Source organism: Lentibacter sp., from assembly GCF_965657785.1.
In the GTDB taxonomy this organism is placed as follows: domain Bacteria; phylum Pseudomonadota; class Alphaproteobacteria; order Rhodobacterales; family Rhodobacteraceae; genus Lentibacter.
This window is the reverse complement of record NZ_CBFHPP010000004.1, coordinates 68,373-85,216: the sequence shown is the minus strand read 5'-3', so window position 1 is coordinate 85,216 and position 16,844 is coordinate 68,373. Positions and strand designations below refer to the sequence as shown.

The 16,844-nt window shown below is 60.2% G+C and carries 14 protein-coding genes and 1 riboswitch; of the genes, 10 read left to right on the top strand and 4 right to left on the bottom strand.

What is annotated here, in order from left to right:
- Positions 1-3: 3 nt before the first annotated feature.
- Positions 4-1,833 (top strand): dihydroxy-acid dehydratase, encoded by a 1,830-nt coding sequence (gene ilvD, locus ACTF58_RS03920; RefSeq protein WP_438990659.1) that lies wholly within the window; start codon positions 4-6, stop codon positions 1,831-1,833.
- A 104-nt stretch (positions 1,834-1,937) separates the two neighbouring features.
- On the opposite strand, the gene ACTF58_RS03915 is transcribed toward ilvD, so the two are convergent.
- A complete protein-coding gene (locus ACTF58_RS03915; RefSeq protein ID WP_438990658.1) occupies positions 1,938-2,627 on the bottom strand; it encodes a GNAT family N-acetyltransferase in 690 nt (229 codons plus the stop codon).
- Positions 2,620-4,008, bottom strand: a complete 1,389-nt coding sequence (locus ACTF58_RS03910; protein WP_438990657.1) for an aminotransferase family protein — start codon at positions 4,006-4,008, stop codon at positions 2,620-2,622. Before ACTF58_RS03910 ends, ACTF58_RS03915 begins: the two co-directional genes overlap by 8 nt.
- Positions 4,009-4,408: 400 nt before the next feature.
- Here ACTF58_RS03910 and ACTF58_RS03905 point away from each other — a divergent pair, with 400 nt between their 5' ends.
- From ACTF58_RS03905 to ACTF58_RS03890, 4 genes are all read left to right on the top strand, one after another.
- Positions 4,409-5,407, top strand: a complete 999-nt coding sequence (locus ACTF58_RS03905; protein WP_438990656.1) for a taurine ABC transporter substrate-binding protein — start codon at positions 4,409-4,411, stop codon at positions 5,405-5,407.
- A gap of 122 nt (positions 5,408-5,529) precedes the next feature.
- The gene (locus ACTF58_RS03900; protein WP_438990655.1) at positions 5,530-6,339 is read left to right on the top strand and encodes an ATP-binding cassette domain-containing protein; all 810 of its coding nucleotides are present in this window, start codon (positions 5,530-5,532) and stop codon (positions 6,337-6,339) included.
- Positions 6,336-7,604, top strand: coding sequence for an ABC transporter permease (locus ACTF58_RS03895; RefSeq protein WP_438990654.1), 1,269 nt, complete (start codon positions 6,336-6,338; stop codon positions 7,602-7,604). Before ACTF58_RS03900 ends, ACTF58_RS03895 begins: the two co-directional genes overlap by 4 nt.
- A gap of 89 nt (positions 7,605-7,693) precedes the next feature.
- Positions 7,694-8,935 (top strand): glycerate kinase type-2 family protein, encoded by a 1,242-nt coding sequence (locus ACTF58_RS03890; protein WP_438990653.1) that lies wholly within the window; start codon positions 7,694-7,696, stop codon positions 8,933-8,935.
- A 63-nt stretch (positions 8,936-8,998) separates the two neighbouring features.
- On the opposite strand, the gene ACTF58_RS03885 is transcribed toward ACTF58_RS03890, so the two are convergent.
- Positions 8,999-9,505: an invasion associated locus B family protein gene (locus tag ACTF58_RS03885; RefSeq protein WP_438990750.1), complete on the bottom strand. Its 507-nt coding sequence runs from the start codon at positions 9,503-9,505 to the stop codon at positions 8,999-9,001.
- Positions 9,506-9,696: 191 nt separating this feature from the next.
- Between ACTF58_RS03885 and ACTF58_RS03880 the strand changes: the two genes are divergently transcribed.
- Together ACTF58_RS03880 and ACTF58_RS03875 are read left to right on the top strand one after the other, a co-directional pair.
- Positions 9,697-10,695: an asparaginase gene (locus tag ACTF58_RS03880; RefSeq protein WP_438990652.1), complete on the top strand. Its 999-nt coding sequence runs from the start codon at positions 9,697-9,699 to the stop codon at positions 10,693-10,695.
- A gap of 137 nt (positions 10,696-10,832) precedes the next feature.
- Positions 10,833-10,997, top strand: a riboswitch (FMN riboswitch).
- Positions 10,998-11,077: 80 nt separating this feature from the next.
- A complete protein-coding gene (locus tag ACTF58_RS03875) occupies positions 11,078-11,524 on the top strand; it encodes a 6,7-dimethyl-8-ribityllumazine synthase (RefSeq protein WP_438990651.1) in 447 nt (148 codons plus the stop codon).
- A gap of 56 nt (positions 11,525-11,580) precedes the next feature.
- Here ACTF58_RS03875 and ACTF58_RS03870 read toward each other — a convergent pair whose 3' ends face one another.
- Positions 11,581-12,423 (bottom strand): TIGR00730 family Rossman fold protein, encoded by an 843-nt coding sequence (locus ACTF58_RS03870; protein WP_438990650.1) that lies wholly within the window; start codon positions 12,421-12,423, stop codon positions 11,581-11,583.
- A gap of 78 nt (positions 12,424-12,501) precedes the next feature.
- Here ACTF58_RS03870 and ACTF58_RS03865 point away from each other — a divergent pair, with 78 nt between their 5' ends.
- From ACTF58_RS03865 to xsc, 3 genes are all read left to right on the top strand, one after another.
- Positions 12,502-13,422: a threonine/serine dehydratase gene (locus ACTF58_RS03865; RefSeq protein WP_438990649.1), complete on the top strand. Its 921-nt coding sequence runs from the start codon at positions 12,502-12,504 to the stop codon at positions 13,420-13,422.
- A gap of 60 nt (positions 13,423-13,482) precedes the next feature.
- Positions 13,483-14,946 carry a PLP-dependent aminotransferase family protein gene (locus tag ACTF58_RS03860; RefSeq protein ID WP_438990648.1) on the top strand — a complete coding sequence of 488 codons (1,464 nt, stop codon included), beginning with the start codon at positions 13,483-13,485 and terminating at the stop codon, positions 14,944-14,946.
- Positions 14,947-15,068: 122 nt separating this feature from the next.
- Positions 15,069-16,841, top strand: a complete 1,773-nt coding sequence (gene xsc / locus ACTF58_RS03855) for a sulfoacetaldehyde acetyltransferase (RefSeq protein WP_438990647.1) — start codon at positions 15,069-15,071, stop codon at positions 16,839-16,841.
- Positions 16,842-16,844 lie beyond the last annotated feature (3 nt).

Sequence of the window (16,844 nt, the reverse complement as noted above, 5' to 3'; positions counted from 1 at the left end):
CTCATGCCCGTTCTTCGCTCACGCACCAGCACCCATGGCCGCAACATGGCAGGGGCCCGCGGCCTCTGGCGCGCCACAGGCATGAAAGACGACGATTTCGGCAAGCCCATCGTCGCCATCGTCAACTCGTTCACCCAGTTCGTCCCTGGTCACGTGCACCTCAAGGACTTGGGGCAGCTCGTCGCCCGCGAGGTCGAAAAGGCAGGCGGCGTCGCCAAAGAGTTCAACACAATCGCCGTCGATGACGGGATCGCCATGGGCCATGATGGTATGCTCTACTCTCTGCCCAGCCGCGAAATCATTGCCGACAGCACCGAATATATGGTCAACGCCCATTGCGCCGATGCCATGGTCTGTATCTCCAACTGCGACAAGATCACCCCGGGAATGCTGATGGCCGCCATGCGCCTCAATATTCCCTGCGTCTTCGTGTCAGGCGGCCCGATGGAAGCCGGCAAAGTGATCTGGGACGGCGAGGAAAAAGCGATCGATCTGGTCGACGCCATGGTCGCCGCCGCCGACGAGAATATGTCAGACGAACAGGTCGATGCGATCGAGCGCTCCGCCTGCCCGACCTGCGGCTCCTGCTCCGGTATGTTCACAGCCAATTCGATGAACTGCCTCACAGAAGCCCTCGGCCTCTCGCTGCCCGGCAATGGCTCGGTGCTGGCAACCCACGCCGACCGCGAAGCACTCTTCCGCGAGGCGGGCCACCGCGTCGTTGACCTCTGCAAGCGCTTCTATGAGGGCAATGATCACTCCGTCCTGCCGCGCAACATCGCCAGCTTCAAAGCCTTTGAAAACGCCATGACGCTTGATATCTCCATGGGCGGCTCGACAAACACAGTGTTGCACTTGCTCGCCGCCGCGCACGAAGGCGAAATCGACTTCACCATGCAGGACATCGACAGGCTCAGCCGCAATGTGCCTTGCCTGTGCAAAGTCGCCCCCGCCAAATCGGATGTGCACATGGAAGACGTTCACCGCGCTGGCGGCATCATGGCCATCTTGGGCGAGCTTGACCGCGCAGGCCTCATTCACCGCAATTTGCCAACCGTGCATTCCCCCACCATGGCCGAAGCCCTCGCAAAATACGATGTGGCTCAAAGCACCGATGAGGCCGTTCACCAGTTCTATCGCGCCGCGCCGGGCGGCGTGCCCACGCAAGTGGCCTTCTCCCAAAGCCGCCGCTACCCAGAGCTAGATCTGGACCGCGAAGCAGGCGTCATCCGCACCAAGGAGCACGCCTTCAGTCAGGATGGCGGCCTCGCCGTGCTCTTTGGCAACCTCGCCGAAGAAGGCTGTATTGTGAAAACAGCGGGCGTGGATGACAGCATCCTGAAGTTCTCCGGCCCCGCCTACGTCTGCGAAAGCCAGGATCAGGCGGTGAGCGACATTCTCACAGGCAAGGTCAAATCAGGCGATGTGGTGATCATCCGTTACGAAGGCCCCCGTGGCGGCCCGGGAATGCAGGAAATGCTCTACCCGACAAGCTACCTCAAATCCAAAGGCCTCGGCGCCGCCTGCGCTCTGCTCACCGATGGCCGCTTCTCGGGCGGCACATCAGGTCTCTCGATCGGCCACGTCTCCCCCGAAGCCGCCGAAGGTGGCCTAATCGGCCTCGTCGAGCAAGGCGATCTGATCGAAATCGACATCCCCAACCGCAGCATCAACCTCGCAGTGGATGACACCACGCTGGCAGCCCGCCGCGCAGCTCAAGACGCCAAAGGCTGGCAGCCCGCCGCGCCCCGCAAGCGCAAGGTGACAACAGCCCTCAAAGCTTATGCGTCCCTCACAACCAGTGCTGCCAAAGGGGCCGTGCGCCAACTCTGAAACAAATGACCCCCTCACCCCTTTTTCTTTCTAAAAATATCCTGGGGGGTGCGGGGGGCTAGCCCCCCGCCACGATCGGGTTTTCGCACCGCGAAAATCCGATCCTAAAGCGAAGCCCTCTGCCGCCCTGCGGCATCAAAGTTTTCCGCCGCAAGCCAGCGCTCAAACCGCGCCTTCAAAGCGGGCCACTCACTGTCCAGAACCGAAAACCAAGCCGTGTCGCGGTTGCGGCCCTTATAAGTGGTCGCTTGCCGGAACACACCCTCAAAGCTAAAGCCAAGCCGCTTTGCCGCCGCAATCGACGGCGCATTGAGCGCATCACACTTCCACTCATAGCGCCGATAGCCAAGCGTCTCAAAGACATAGCGCATCATCAAATACATCGCCTCGGTGCTCATTGGCCCGCGCTGCATTTTTGGCGAAAAGTGGATAAACCCGACTTCAATCACCCCATGTAAAGGGTCGATCCTGAGATAGGTCGCATGACCCACAGCGTGGCCGTCTCTGTCTAGCACAGTGAAATAAAGCGGGTCGTGGCTCGCCTCCGCGCCCTGCAAAAACTGACGAAAATCGCCTTTGTTTGCGTAAGGCCCGATCGGCAGATAGGTCCAGTTCGCCCCCGACGCATCAAGTGAAAACGCCTCCCAAAGTGCGTCTCCATGCGCCGTCACATCCAGCGGAACCAGAGCGCAGAACCGCCCCTCAAGCCGCGTCTTCTCGGGCCTTGGCCGTGGCAGCTCGGTCGCGACAGGCCTGCCAATCGGCTGGCCCATCTCGTTCATAATGTCAGCCAAAGACTTTGCCCAACGCCTTACCGACTGTCTCGGTGATAAGGTCGATATCATCCGTCGTTGAAATCAATGCAGGCGAGAAACACAACGTGTTGTTGAAGCCCGGAATAGAGCGGTTGGTTGCGCCAATGATCACACCCATCGCGCCACATTCCGCCACGACCTGCGCCACCAGCTTCTCGTCCATAGGCTCTTTGGTCGCGCGGTCGCTCACAAGCTCGGCCCCGCAGAAAAGTCCAAGCCCGCGCACATCGCCAATGACCTTATGATGCTCACCAAGCTCCCAGAGGTTCGCAACCAAACGCTCCCCCATCTTGGTGGTGTTTTCAAGCAAGCCCTCGTCCTCGATAATACGGAAACACTCCATCGCTGCCGCTGGCCCCGCCGTGCAGCCGCCAAAGGTTGAAATATCGCGGAAATAATTGAGCGGATCGGTGGTGTCGTCCTTAAACATCTCAAAGACGCGCTCGTTGGTGACGCAGCAGGCAATCGCGGCATAGCCCGAAGCCACACCCTTCGCCATGGTCACAAAATCAGGCTCCACACCATAATGCTGATAGCCAAACCACTCTGTCCCCGTGCGGCCCACGCCACAGACAACTTCGTCAATATGCAGCAAAATGTCATACTTGCGGCACAGCTCGCCAATCAGCGGCCAGTAGCCCTCAGGCGCAGGAATAACCCCGCCGCCCGCTGTCACAGGCTCAAGGCAAAGCGCGCCAATGGTATCCGCACCCTCGGCCAGAATAACCTCTTCAATCGCTTTCACAGATGCCGCCGCATAGGCTTCGCCCGTCAGGTCCCACTGCGCGCGATACTCCATGCAATGCGGAACCCGCACAAATCCGGGTGCAAACGGGCCATATTGCGCGTTGCGCTCGTCCTGCCCGCCCGCCGACATCGTGGCCAGCGTGCTGCCGTGATAGTCGCGGTCGCGATACAGGATTTTGTATTTCTTGCCGCCATGCCGCTTGTGGCTGATCTGGCGCACCATCTTGAAGGCCTTCTCATTGGCTTCCGAGCCCGAATTCGTTTGATAGACGCGGCTCATGCCCGGCATCTTGCTGATCAGCTTTTCGGCAAACAACGCGCCCGGCACAGAGCCGGCCGAGCCGGCAAAATAAGGCAGCTTCACCAGCTGGTCGCGCACCGCATTGGCAATGCTTTCGCGCCCGTAGCCTACATTGACAGTCCAGACCCCGCCAGACACGGCATCGAGATACTCTTTGCCCTTCTGGTCCCAAACCCGCATTCCCTTGCCTTCAATGATGATGCGTGGCTCGCCTGTCTCAAACGGCTTGTGTTGCGTCAGGTGATGCCAGACGTGCGCGCGGTCCGCGTCCACAATGTGGCTGATGTCATTTGCAGAAAGATTGCCGTCCATGGTCCGAAGCCTCCGTTTCAAGATCGCGCAAGACACAGTCGCGCACAGTCAAGTTTTGATCAAATTCTCCCGATCAGCAAAGCGTTATTTTAGCCGAGTCTGATAGGGCCAGTCCTTTCGGTCATATAAGACCAATACACCCCGTCTCTCAAAGGTAATTTTTAGCCCATAACCATTATTTATTGGCCCAAATGGCGTCAATCATCCCAAATTGGCTTTTCACAAAACCAAAAAGTAAGGCCTATTCCGCAAATTAACCGTTGATCGGAATCAGCATTTGCGCCCTCATGACATTACAGCGTGGCACGTGCCAATCGCACGGCCCGCAAAAGGCTCAAAGCCAGACAAACTGGTGAGCTGCGCCTCTTCAAGGCGTAAAACCAACAACGGGAGCTACCTCATGAAACTCAAATCAACCCTTATGTCTGCCGCCGCAGCCGCCGCGATGCTCGCAGGCAGTCAGGCCGCCGCGCTTGACGAAATCACAGTCGCCTATTTCCAAGAATGGCCAATGCCGTTCCAGCATCACAAAGTGATGGGCGCATATGACGAAGCCATGGGCGTCAAAGTCAACTGGCGCGCCTTTGGTTCAGGAACAGAAATGAGCGCTGCGATGGCCTCAGGCGATGTGCACCTCTCCGTCAGCCAAGGCGTTCCACCCTTCGTTGTCGCCACATCAGGCGGTCAGGATCTACAGATCCTCGACGTCGCCGTCAGCTATGCCGACAATGACAACTGCGTTGTCGCCGAAGCGCTTGAAATCGACAAAACAAACGCCGCCGAACTCGCTGGCAAAAAAGTCGCCGTGCCGCTGGGCACAGCCGCACACTACGGCTTCCTCAAGCAAATGAGCCACTTTGGCGTTGATGTCGGCTCCATGGAAGTCGTCAACATGAACCCGCCAGAAGGCGCCGCAGCGATCGCGCAAGGCGCGGTTGATATGTTCTGCGGTTGGGGCGGCTCTCTGCGTCGCGCGCTTGAGCACGGCAACGTTCTGATCACAGGCGACGAGAAAACAGAGCTTGGCATCCTCGTGTTTGATGTCACATCTGCCTCAGCAGGCTTTGTCGCCGAAAACAGCGATCTTGTCGCCAAGTTCCTCAAAGTCACAGCCGACGCCAACACAATGTGGGCCGATGAAGCCAATCACGCGGCTATGCTCCCCGCTATCGCAAAAGACGCAGGCATGGACGAAAAGGCCACGATGGAAACCATCGCAACCTTCAAGTTCCCGACAGTGGAAGAGCAGCTCAGCAGCGCATGGCTCGGCGGCAACGCGTCGACCTTCATGAAAGGCGTCGCCGATGTCTTCCTTGAAGCAGGCAGCATTGACGCCGCACTCGACACTTACGAGAACGCCGTCAACACAGGCCCGCTCGCAGCCGCAGGCGGTATGTAAAGCAAACTGGCCCGCTGCGGTTTTCGCGGCGGGCCTCCTCTCGCTTTACCCGTGCCGCTTCACCACAGGCGCGGCTTGACACCAGACGACACAACAGGAGCCTCAGGCTCCGAAAGGCGAGTATGTCCACTCTCTCCATCGACAAAATTTCCATGCGCTTTGACCTGCCAAACGGCAGCCACGTTCAGGCGCTCAAAGATATTTCCCTCGAAATAAAATCAGGCGAGCTGATGAGTGTGCTTGGCCCCTCAGGCTGCGGCAAGACCACACTCCTTAACATTGTCGCCGGCTTTCTTGCGCCCACAGAAGGCAGCATGACCCTCAACAATCATCAAATCACAGGCCCCGATGCCGAGCGCGGCATGGTCTTTCAGCAAGGTGCGCTGTTTGAGTGGATGTCAGTGCGCGAAAACGTCAGCTTCGGCCCCCGTATGAAAGGCCAGCGCGAGGCCGAGTGGCGCGATAACGTTGACCATTTGCTAGATATTGTCGGCTTGCGCGACTTCAAGGAAAAGTCGGTGTTTGAGCTCTCTGGCGGGATGCAGCAGCGCGTGGCTCTGGCCCGCTGCCTTGCCAATGATCCAGACGTGATCCTGATGGACGAACCGCTCGGCGCACTCGACGCCCTGACCCGCGAAAAGATGCAGGGGCTTGTGCTCAAGCTCTGGAAAGAGACAGGCAAAACCATCATCCTGATCACCCACTCGGTCGAAGAAGCCCTGCTTCTGGGCGAGCGCTTGCTTGTTCTCGCGCCCCGCCCGGGCCGTATTCACCGCGAATACCGCCTGCCCTTTGCCGATATGGGTGTGGGCCAAGATCTGCGCGAAGTCAAAAAACACCCCGAGTTTGGTGAAAAGCGTGAAGAAATCCTGAGCATGATCTGGGATATGGAAGAAGAGATCATGGGCAACGCCGCGGAGGCCAGCGCATGATTATTCTTCTAATCTACACCTCTATCTTTATCGCAGGCTTTTTCCTCGTCCGCTTTGGCGTCAAACGGCTGATGCAAACCCGTGCGGACTTCACATCCCTCAAAACAGTCACCTTCGGCGACGAAAGCGCTGTCCGCCCCGACCGCTGGGCCAGTGTCATTTCCGTGGTGACAATCTTTCTGCTTTGGGGCGCGTTCACCGGCTCCAAATGGGTGCCCATCCACGCCCCAGCGCCCTTCATTGGCGACACCAAAATCACCTATACACTGCAAGCACCCGATGGCAGCACCGATGATGCCACCATTGCTTTGCGCGTTCACAAATTCGGCGAAGACCCCGCCACGCCAGAGGTGGACACAGGCACAGGCTTTGCCAAAAACGATTCCGAAATCGTCTCGGCAGGGCGCACCAAAACGGTATTGTTTGACAAAAACGATGACGCCAAGCGCCGCGACGGTGCCAAGATCGTCGCCATCAACGGCCAGCCCATCACAATCGGCGGGCGCGTAAGCTTTGCCGAAGGCCATGTCTCGCTCACAGACAAAGGCGCAATCCAGATCACCCCGTCAGGCGGAATGCAAATGGAGCCGATCTGGCTTCCCCCCCCCGAAAAAGTCGTGTCCCGTTTCATGGAAATCTCGACAGAAGGCTACCAAGGCTTCACTCTTTGGGAACACTTGGGCTACTCGCTCTTCCGCGTGATTGTCGGCTTCCTGCTCGGCGCAATCGTGGGCATTCCGCTTGGCTATGCCATGGGCCTGTCCAACTGGTTCCGCGGCTGGTTTGACCCGATTGTCGAGTTCATGCGCCCCGTGCCGCCGCTCGCGCTGATCCCCCTGGTGATCATCTGGGCGGGGATCGGAGAGGTCGGCAAAATTATCCTGCTCTTCCTCGCAGCGCTTTGGATCATGGCCATCGCCGCGCGCGCAGGCGTCTCGGGCGTCAATATCACCAAGGTGCACGCCGCCTATTCGCTTGGCGCCTCCAAGTTCCAGCTCATGCGCCACGTGATCGTGCCCAACTCCCTGCCCGAAATCTTCACAGGCGCGCGCGTCGCCATGGGCGTCTGCTGGGGCACAGTGGTCGCCGCCGAGCTTGTCGCCGCCGAGAAAGGCGCTGGCATGATGATCATGGTCGCCTCCCGCTTCCAGCTCACCGATATCGTGATCATGGGGATCATCCTGATCGGGATCATCGGCTACGGGATCGATATCCTCATGCGCATCGCCGAGAAGACACTCGTGCCATGGAAAGGCCGCTCCTAAAGTCAGGCGGGGGCCGCGTGGCAGCATTGCGCGCGGCCTCACCCGAGTTATCCCATTGATACTCCCGCGCGCCGCGCTAATCTGCGCCAATGGATACACGCGCAAGACCCTTCCTCACCTCTCTTTTCAAAGCGGCTGTAAAAGCGGCTGACCCGCTTCAAGCCCTTGCAGCGCATCTGCCCGCGCCGCCCAAGGGGCGCACCGTGGTGATCGGCGCAGGCAAAGGCGCAGCCCAAATGGCTGCCGCGCTGGAGCAGCTCTGGGACGCCCCCCTGACAGGCACAGTCGTGACCCGCTACGGCTTTGGTGCGCCCACCCAAAACATCAAAGTGCTTGAAGCCTCCCATCCCGTCCCCGACGCGGCAGGTCTGACAGCAACAGAGGCACTTCTCGCCGAGCTGACAGGCCTGACACCCGACGACCTCGTCATCGCCCTGATCTGCGGCGGCGGTTCTTCCCTGCTCGCAGCCCCCGCCGACGGCCTCACCCTTGAAGACGAACAAGCCCTCAATCAGACGCTTCTCGCCTCTGGCGCGCCCATCGGCGCCATGAACGCGATCCGCAAAATGTTCAGCCGTGTCAAAGGCGGCCGCCTGATTGCCCATACAGCTGCGCCGGTTGTCTCCCTGATCGTCTCCGATGTCCCCGGAGATGACCCTGCCCAAGTCGCCTCTGGCCCCACAGTCCCCTGCGCCTCTGGCCGCCGCGAGGCCCTCGCTGCCGTGGCGCGCCACAGCATTGCCCTGCCGCCAAAGCTCGCCGCCTACCTCGCCACAGCCCCAGCGCCCCCCGCGCCGACAGACCCCGCTTTTCTCAAAAACGAGGTCCGCATGATTGCCTCCGCCGCGCAGTCCCTCGCCGCCGCCGCCGCCCTCGCCAAAGCCGAGGGCTGGCCCGTCGATATCCTCGGTGATGATCTGGAAGGCGAGGCCAGCACCCTCGGCACGGAGCACGCAAAGCTTGCTCTCGCCACCCAAGGCCCCCGCCTGATCCTATCGGGCGGCGAAACAACCGTGACCCTAAAGGCCAAAGGCCGTGGCGGGCGAAATACAGAATATCTCCTCGCCTTCGCCCTTGGCATTGACGGGGCCGAGCAGATCAATGCTCTGGCCGCCGACACCGATGGCATAGACGGCTCCGAGGACAACGCAGGCGCTTTCGCAACAGGCCAGACCGCACAGATCATCCGCGCCACAGGCCAAAACCCCGCAACAGCCCTCGCAAACAATGACGCCTACACAGCCTTCGCCGCCGCCAATGCGCTCTTTATGACTGGCCCCACAGGCACCAACGTCAACGACCTCCGCGCCATCCTCATTGGCTGGCCCTAAAGAAAAAGCGCCGAGCCTTCGCCCAGCGCTTCTCCAAATCCTTAAATTCTTGAGCTTGCAAGCCTACTTGCAGCGCGCCTCCGCGTCTTCCACAGCCGCCGTATAGCCTGACAGCGAGAAGGTATCCTTGGTCAAGGTTCCGCGCCCCGAACGAGCCGACAAGACAGCATTTGTCCCGCGCTTCAGCGCTGTGACGATCTTGGCATCATCCGCAACAGACGCCGCCCAAGCCCACTCACCATTTGTGAAAAGCTCAAAGCTCGATCCGTCAATCGTGAGGTTTACAGTCGATCCCGTCGCAAACGGATAGCCGCCTGTAAAGGCCAGCTGCCCCGCCACATTGGCCGCAGGTCGGAAAAATGTCATCAACAGGATATCCCCCCGCCGCACAGCCACAACGCGGCCATCCTTGGAGTTCACCGTCTCTTTGGGAGAGCTAACCGCCCAGCATTCCTTCGGGTTCGCGTCCTCAAACACCGCCCAAGCGGTCTTGGTCGCGACTTGGTTGGTGCTTGTGTCTTGTGCATAAGCGCTTGTTGTGCCAGCAAAAAACATTGCGGCACAGGCCATAGTTTGCGCAAATCGTAATACCATATTGTCCAGCCTCCAGCTGTCCGTTGCCTCAATTCCGTTTGACCCGCGGCTTTTGCCAATTTTTCTAATCAGGCCGTTTTCAACTCGACATTGCAACATTAGCCTGAAAACTGCCACATACGAAAGAGCAATTGGCGAAAACTTGCACACGTTTTTGGGAGACGAACATGAGCGCACCTGTATCAATGGCCGAAATCTGGCGCGGACCCTTCTTGGAGAGCCTCCACATGGGCCATGCTGTCGTCTGCGGCGAAGGCGGCGAAATCATCGAAAGCTGGGGCGATCCTTCCGCCGTCGTGCTGCCGCGCTCCTCTTCCAAGATGCTTCAGGCCATGCCCCTTGTGGAAAGCGGCGCCGCCGATGCCTTTGGCCTCACAGGCGAACAGCTTGCGCTCTCTTGCGCCTCCCATCAAGGCGCGCCCATGCACACCGACCGCGTGCAAAACTGGCTCAAAACCCTCGGCCTCACTGACGCCGATCTCAACTGCGGCCCGCAAGCGCCGCGAGATGATGCCGATCTGATCCTAATGCACAAAACCGACAGCTCGCCCTGCCGCTACCACAACAACTGCTCTGGCAAACACGCAGGCTTCCTCACCCTCGGCCAACACCTCGGCAGCACAGACCCGATATATGTTGACCCCTCCCATGCGGTGCAAAAAGCCTGTCTCGCCGCCTTTGAAGAGCTGACCGAAGAAACAAGCCCGGGCTACGGCATTGACGGCTGCTCCGCACCCAATTACGCCGCCAGCCTTCACGGCATTGCCCGCGCCATGGCGTTTTTCGCCAGCGCAACAGAGGGCGGCACCACCCGCCAAAAAGCCGCCGCCCGCCTGCGCGACGCCATGCGCAGCTACCCCGAACTGGTCGCAGGCGAGGGCCGCGCCTGCACAGAACTGATGCGCGCCATGGACGGCCGCGTCGCCCTCAAAACAGGTGCCGAAGCCTTCTTCATAGCGATCGTTCCCGAGAAAAAAATCGGCATCGCCCTCAAGATCGTTGACGGCTCCACACGCGGCGCCGAATGCGCCATCGCTGCGATCCTCGTGCGCCTCGGCGTGCTGGATCCGAACCACCCCGCGACACTCAAACGCCTCAACGCCCCGATTCTCAACTTCGCAGGCCAGCACACAGGCGAAATCCGCGCCGGAGCCGCCTTCGCCTGACCCGCGCCGGCTTCCTCTTTCCATAAATATCCTGGGGGGAGCGCGAGGGGGGCAAAGCCCCTCTCGCCCCTGAGCGTTTTGGCAAAGCCAAAGCGCAAAAGCTCTCTTCCCCCGCTGGGAAATTTATGCCACGTTCGCGGCGTTCTCAGGGCGGGGTGAAATTCCCCACCGGCGGTAAGCCCGCGGCGCAAGCCAAAGGTCAGCCCGCGAGCGCCTCGTGTCCTGCTCGCAAGACACTTGGGTCAGCAGATCTGGTGCAATTCCAGAGCCGACGGTCATAGTCCGGATGGGAGAGAGCAGCACGAGCGACGCGGGTTTGCCCGCAGCGCTCTGTTGTCCCTTTTTGCTCTGGGCACGTGTCTGAGGTCAAAAGGAGAAAAACATGACACAGCAACAGACAGTGCCCCGCTACGCCTTCATCAAGGCAGGCTGGCACGCCGATATCGTCACGCGCGCGTTTCACGGCTTCACCCAGATCATCCCGCCAGAGCGGGTTGATGTCTTTGAGGTGCCGGGCGGGTTCGAAATGCCGCTCATGGCCCGCGATCTTGCGGCCTCAGGCCGTTACGCGGCTGTGGCCGCCGCTGCGCTCGTGGTTGATGGCGGGATATACCGCCACGATTTTGTCGCGCAAGCGGTCGTTGACGGCCTCATGCGCGTTGGCCTTGATACGGGTGTGCCGGTGCTCAGCGTCTCTCTCACGCCGCATCAGTTCCAGGAGACAGAGCATCATATCGCCATCTACGCCGAACATTTCGTGCAAAAAGGCCGCGAAGCCGCGCAAGCCGCCCTGATGATCAGTAAAACCCGTGAAAGCCTTCTGGCCTAGGCCTCAAAGCGGGGGCCACGGCACGCCAAGGCCCCCGTCAGCCTAGAGTCCTGATCCTAGCGCCCGGGAATTTCGTCCCGCGCCTCCGCAGGCTCCCAATTGCCGATAATCTCCATCGCCTCTTCCGCAGTATCCACAAAACGGAACAAGTCGAGATCCTCAGGCGAGATCGTCCCCGCCTCGGCCAGCGCGCCCCAGTTCACAATGCTCTGCCAAAACTCTTTGCCAAAGAGCAAAAACGGAATGCGCTTCATCCGCCCCGTCTGAATCAGCGTCAGAGATTCAAACATCTCGTCCAGCGTGCCAAAGCCCCCGGGAAAGACACAGACCGCATTCGCGCGCATCAAAAAATGCATCTTGCGAATGGCAAAGTAATGAAAGTTAAAGCACAACCCCGGCGTCACATATTCATTCGGCGCCTGCTCATGCGGCAGAACGATATTGAGGCCAATGGAGTGCCCGCCTGCGTCCATAGCCCCACGGTTGCCCGCCTCCATGACCCCGGGGCCACCGCCCGTCACAATCACGTTTTCGCGCCCGTAGCTTTCCATGGATTTCGCCGTCATCAGCCGCGCAAATTTGCGCGCCTCGTCATAAAAACGGCTGAGGTCCGCAAGCGTCTTCGTGCGCGCCGTGTCCTTCTTGTCTGGCTCGGGAATCCGCGCACCGCCAAACAATACAATAGTGCTCTCGATGCCCTTCTCGTTCAAAATCATCTCTGGCTTGAGAAGTTCGAGCTGGAGCCGCACAGGCCGCAGCTCGTCACGACACATAAAATCCTCATCCGCAAAGGCCAGCCGATAGGCGGGCGCGCGAGTCTGCGGCGTGTCGGGGATCTGCTCGGCTGTGTCTCGGTCTGTGTGGGCGTCCCGAAACGGGCTCATGCGCTCTTCATTCATATACTCATTCCCTGCTTGCACCTATAATCAAGACCTATAGGCTCCGCGCATTAAAGGCCAGTTACGGAGACGTGATCAATGTCATGGAAAGCCCAAATCAGAGAGGCCTCCGCGCGCATCGCGCCCTATGTCGAGCGCACGCCCGTTATGCTCACCCAGAGCTTTGGGCTGCCTTACGCCATAGAAATGAAGCTCGAACAGCTCCAACACACCGGTACATTCAAAGCCCGCGGTGCCTTTAACACGCTTCTGTCTGGTCCCGTGCCGCAAGCAGGTATCGTCGCGGCCTCTGGCGGCAATCACGGCGCAGCCGTGGCCTTCGCCGCCGAAAAGCTCGGTCATACGGCGCATATCTTTGTCCCCGAGATGGCAGGGCCGTCAAAGATCGCCCTGATCGAGCGCACAGGCGCAGAGCTCACCGTGGTCAAAGGCGAATACGCCAATGCCGCAGAGGCCGCCGCCAAATATGAGGCCGCGACAGGCGCCATGCAAATTCACGCCTATGACGCCCCCGCCACGGTCGCAGGTCAAGGCACCTGCATGGCCGAATGGGAGGAGCAGGGCCTTATGGCCGACACTGTGCTCATAGCCGTCGGAGGGGGAGGCCTCATTGGCGGCGCGCTCGGCTGGCTTGCTGGCGCGCGCAAGGTCGTGGCGGTTGAGCCGGTGACCTCCTGCGCCCTCCATGCCGCCCTCGCCAAGGGCGCGCCCTGCGATGTGCAGGTCTCAGGCGTCGCCGCCAATGCCCTCGGCGCGCGCAAAATCGGCCAGATCTGCTATGATCTCGCCACAGAACACCGCTGCGAAAGCGTGCTTGTGACAGATGCCGCGATCAGCGCCGCGCAAAAAGCCCTCTGGCAAGAGCGCCGCCTTCTGGTCGAGCCTGCGGGCGCGGCCGCTCTCGCCGCCCTGATGAGTGGGGCCTACACCCCCGCCAAAGGCGAGCGTGTGGCCGTGCTCCTCTGTGGCGCAAATATCGCGCCTGATCCTCTCGTCTGATCGCCAGCGCCCCCTAAGTCCAGATTGCCAAGCCCTTCAGTCCAGTCTAAGCTGGCCTCTATGGCGATTTCGGTAGAAACCTTCTTTCTCAATCCAGACGCGCAGGGCACGCTGCAAGCCCAGATTCAACAGATGGTTGCCGAGGGTATTCTTTCGGGCCGCCTGCGTCAGGGAGAGAAACTCCCCTCAACGCGTAAGCTGGCGCAGCATCTGCGCGTGTCGCGTATTACGGTCACACTCGCCTACACCGAGCTTCTGGCCAACGACTACCTCAGCTCCAAAGGCCGCTCTGGTTACTTCGTGTCTGAAAACGCCCCCGAGCCGCCAAGTTTTCCACCCCGCCCCGAGGCCGAGGAGGCGCTCGACTGGTCCCGCGCCATCGGTCAGCGGTTCTCGGGCGGAACACCCCATCTCAAACCGCGCGACTGGGCACGCTTCCGCTATCCCTTCATCTACGGTCAGACCGACCCAACCCTATTTGATCATGCCAACTGGCGGCTTTGCGCGCTTCAGGCTCTGGGCCAGAAAGACTTCGAGCCGCTGACATCTGACTATTACGATCAGGACGACCCCGAGCTGATCGAGTTCATCGCCCGCCACACCCTGCCGCGCCGCGGGATCCTTGCAGAGCCGGAAGAAATCCTCGTCACCATGGGCGCACAAAATGCGCTCTGGCTCGCCACCCAAGTTCTGCTCACCCAGCGCCGCACCGCCGCCGTAGAGGAGCCGTGCTATCCTTCCCTGCGCAACATTCTAAGCCAGTCCCGCTGCCATATCGCCCCTGTGGGCTTGGACGATGACGGCATCCTTCATCAAGACATCCCCCCCGAAACCGATGTGATCTTCACAACCCCAAGCCACCAGTGCCCCACCACATCCACAATGCCGCTCTCCCGCCGCCGCGCGCTGCTGGGCAAAGCCCGCGAGATCGGCGCGGTGATTGTCGAGGACGATTACGAGTTTGAAATGTCCTTCGCAGGCGCGCCCTCACCTGCGCTCAAATCGCTCGATGGTGATGGCCGTGTTGTCTATGTCGGCAGCTTCTCCAAATCGCTCTTTCCGGGCCTGCGCTTGGGCTATCTCGTCGGCTCGCGCCCGTTTATCCGCGAGGCACGTGCCCTGCGCACCTCGGTCTTGCGCCATGTTCCGGGCCATATCCAGCGCACCGCCGCCTATTTCCTCCGTCTGGGCCATTATGATGCGCTCATCCGGCGGATGTCAGGCGTTCTGTCAGAGCGCCGCCGCGTGATGAGCGCAGCCCTCGCCGAGAACAACCTGACGCTCGCAGGTCAGAGCGGCACAGGCGGCTCTGCCTTCTGGATGCGCGCCCCCGACGGCGTCGATACCAGCGCGCTTGCCGCAAAACTGCAAAGCCGCTCCGTGCTGATCGAGCCGGGCGCCCCCTTCTTCAATGGCCCTGATGCGCCACAAAACTTCTACCGCTTGGGCTATAGCTCTATCCCCGCCTCAAAAATTCCGGACGGGATCAGGATCATTGGCGAGGCCCTCGATAACTGGCCTTAAGCGCGCCACCTAGCTGGCCCTAACCTGATGCGCCGCACACCCGTAATTTCAGATTCAACGACAGCCTTGCAAACGCGGGCTGATTCTTATTTTGACCCGCGACCCTTTCGGAGAAAACGCACATGAAAATGACGACAGAAGAAGCCTTCGTAAAGGTCCTCCAGCGCCACGGTATCGCACACGCCTTTGGCATTATCGGCTCCGCCATGATGCCGATCTCCGATCTGTTCCCCAAAGCGGGCATCACATTCTGGGATTGCGCCCACGAAGGCTCCGCTGGCATGATGAGCGACGGCTACACCCGCGCCACTGGCAAAATGTCGATGATGATCGCCCAAAACGGCCCCGGCATCACAAACTTCGTGACCGCCGTCAAAACAGCCTATTGGAACCACACACCGCTCCTCCTCGTGACCCCCCAAGCCGCCAACAAAACAATCGGCCAAGGCGGCTTTCAGGAAGTCGAGCAGATGAAACTGTTTGAAGACATGGTCGCCTATCAGGAAGAGGTCCGCGATCCCTCCCGCGTGGTCGAAGTGCTCACCCGCGTGATCGCGCAGGCCAAGCGCCTCTCAGGCCCCGCCCAGCTCAATATCCCGCGTGACTTCTGGACACAGGTGATTGACGTCGAAATCGCCGATCCAATCGAATTCGAGCGCTCACCGGGCGGCACAAACTCTGTTGCCGAAGCCGCAGCACTCCTCAGCACAGCCAAAAATCCGGTGATCCTCAACGGCGCAGGTGTTGTTCTCTCGCACGGCGGGATCGCAGCCAGCCAAGCCCTCGCCGAGCGCCTCGATGCGCCCGTCTGTGTCGGCTACCAGCACAATGACGCCTTCCCGGGCAGCCACCCGCTCTTTGCCGGCCCACTGGGCTACAACGGCTCAAAAGCAGGTATGGAGCTGATCAAAGAGGCCGATGTAGTCCTCTGCCTTGGCACCCGTCTCAACCCCTTCTCCACCCTGCCGGGTTACGGCATGGATTACTGGCCGACGAATGCCAAAATCATTCAAGTCGACATCAACCCTGATCGCATTGGTCTAACGAAAAAGGTCACAGTCGGGATCGTCGGCGACGCCGCCATGGTTGCAGAAGGCATCCTCGAAAAGCTCTCTGGCACAGCAGGCGACGAAGGCCGCGATGCACGCCGCGCCAAAATCGCCGAGACAAAATCACGCTGGGCGCAGCAGCTCTCCAGCATGGACCACGAAGACGACGACGAAGGCACAGATTGGAACAAGCGCGCGCGCTCCGACAAGCCCGACTGGATGAGCCCCCGCATGGCATGGCGCGCGATCCAGTCCGCCCTGCCCGCAAATGCGATTATCTCGTCTGACATTGGCAACAACTGCGCCATTGGCAACGCCTACCCAAGCTTCAACGAAGGCCGCAAATATCTCGCGCCTGGTCTCTTCGGCCCCTGCGGCTACGGCCTCCCCGCCGTTGTCGGTGCCAAGATCGGCTGCCCCGATGTGCCCGTGGTCGGCTTCTCAGGCGATGGTGCTTTCGGTATCGCCGTAAACGAGCTGACAGCCATTGGCCGCGGCGAGTGGCCCGCTGTCACACAGGTTGTTTTCCGCAACTACCAGTGGGGCGCCGAAAAGCGCAACTCGACACTCTGGTTTGATGACAACTTCGTCGGCACAGAGCTCGACACCCAAGTCAGCTACGCAGGCATCGCCACAGCCTGTGGCCTCAAAGGCGTTGTTGCACGCACAATGGACGAGCTGACAGCCGCGCTCGCCCAAGCCTGTGAAGATCAGAAAAACGGCATCACAACCCTGATCGAAGCCATGATCAACCAAGAGCTCGGCGAGCCGTTCCGCCGTGACGCCATGAAAAAACCTGTCGCCGTCGCAGGCATTTCTGCGGCCGATATGGTTTCACAAGCCTAAGCC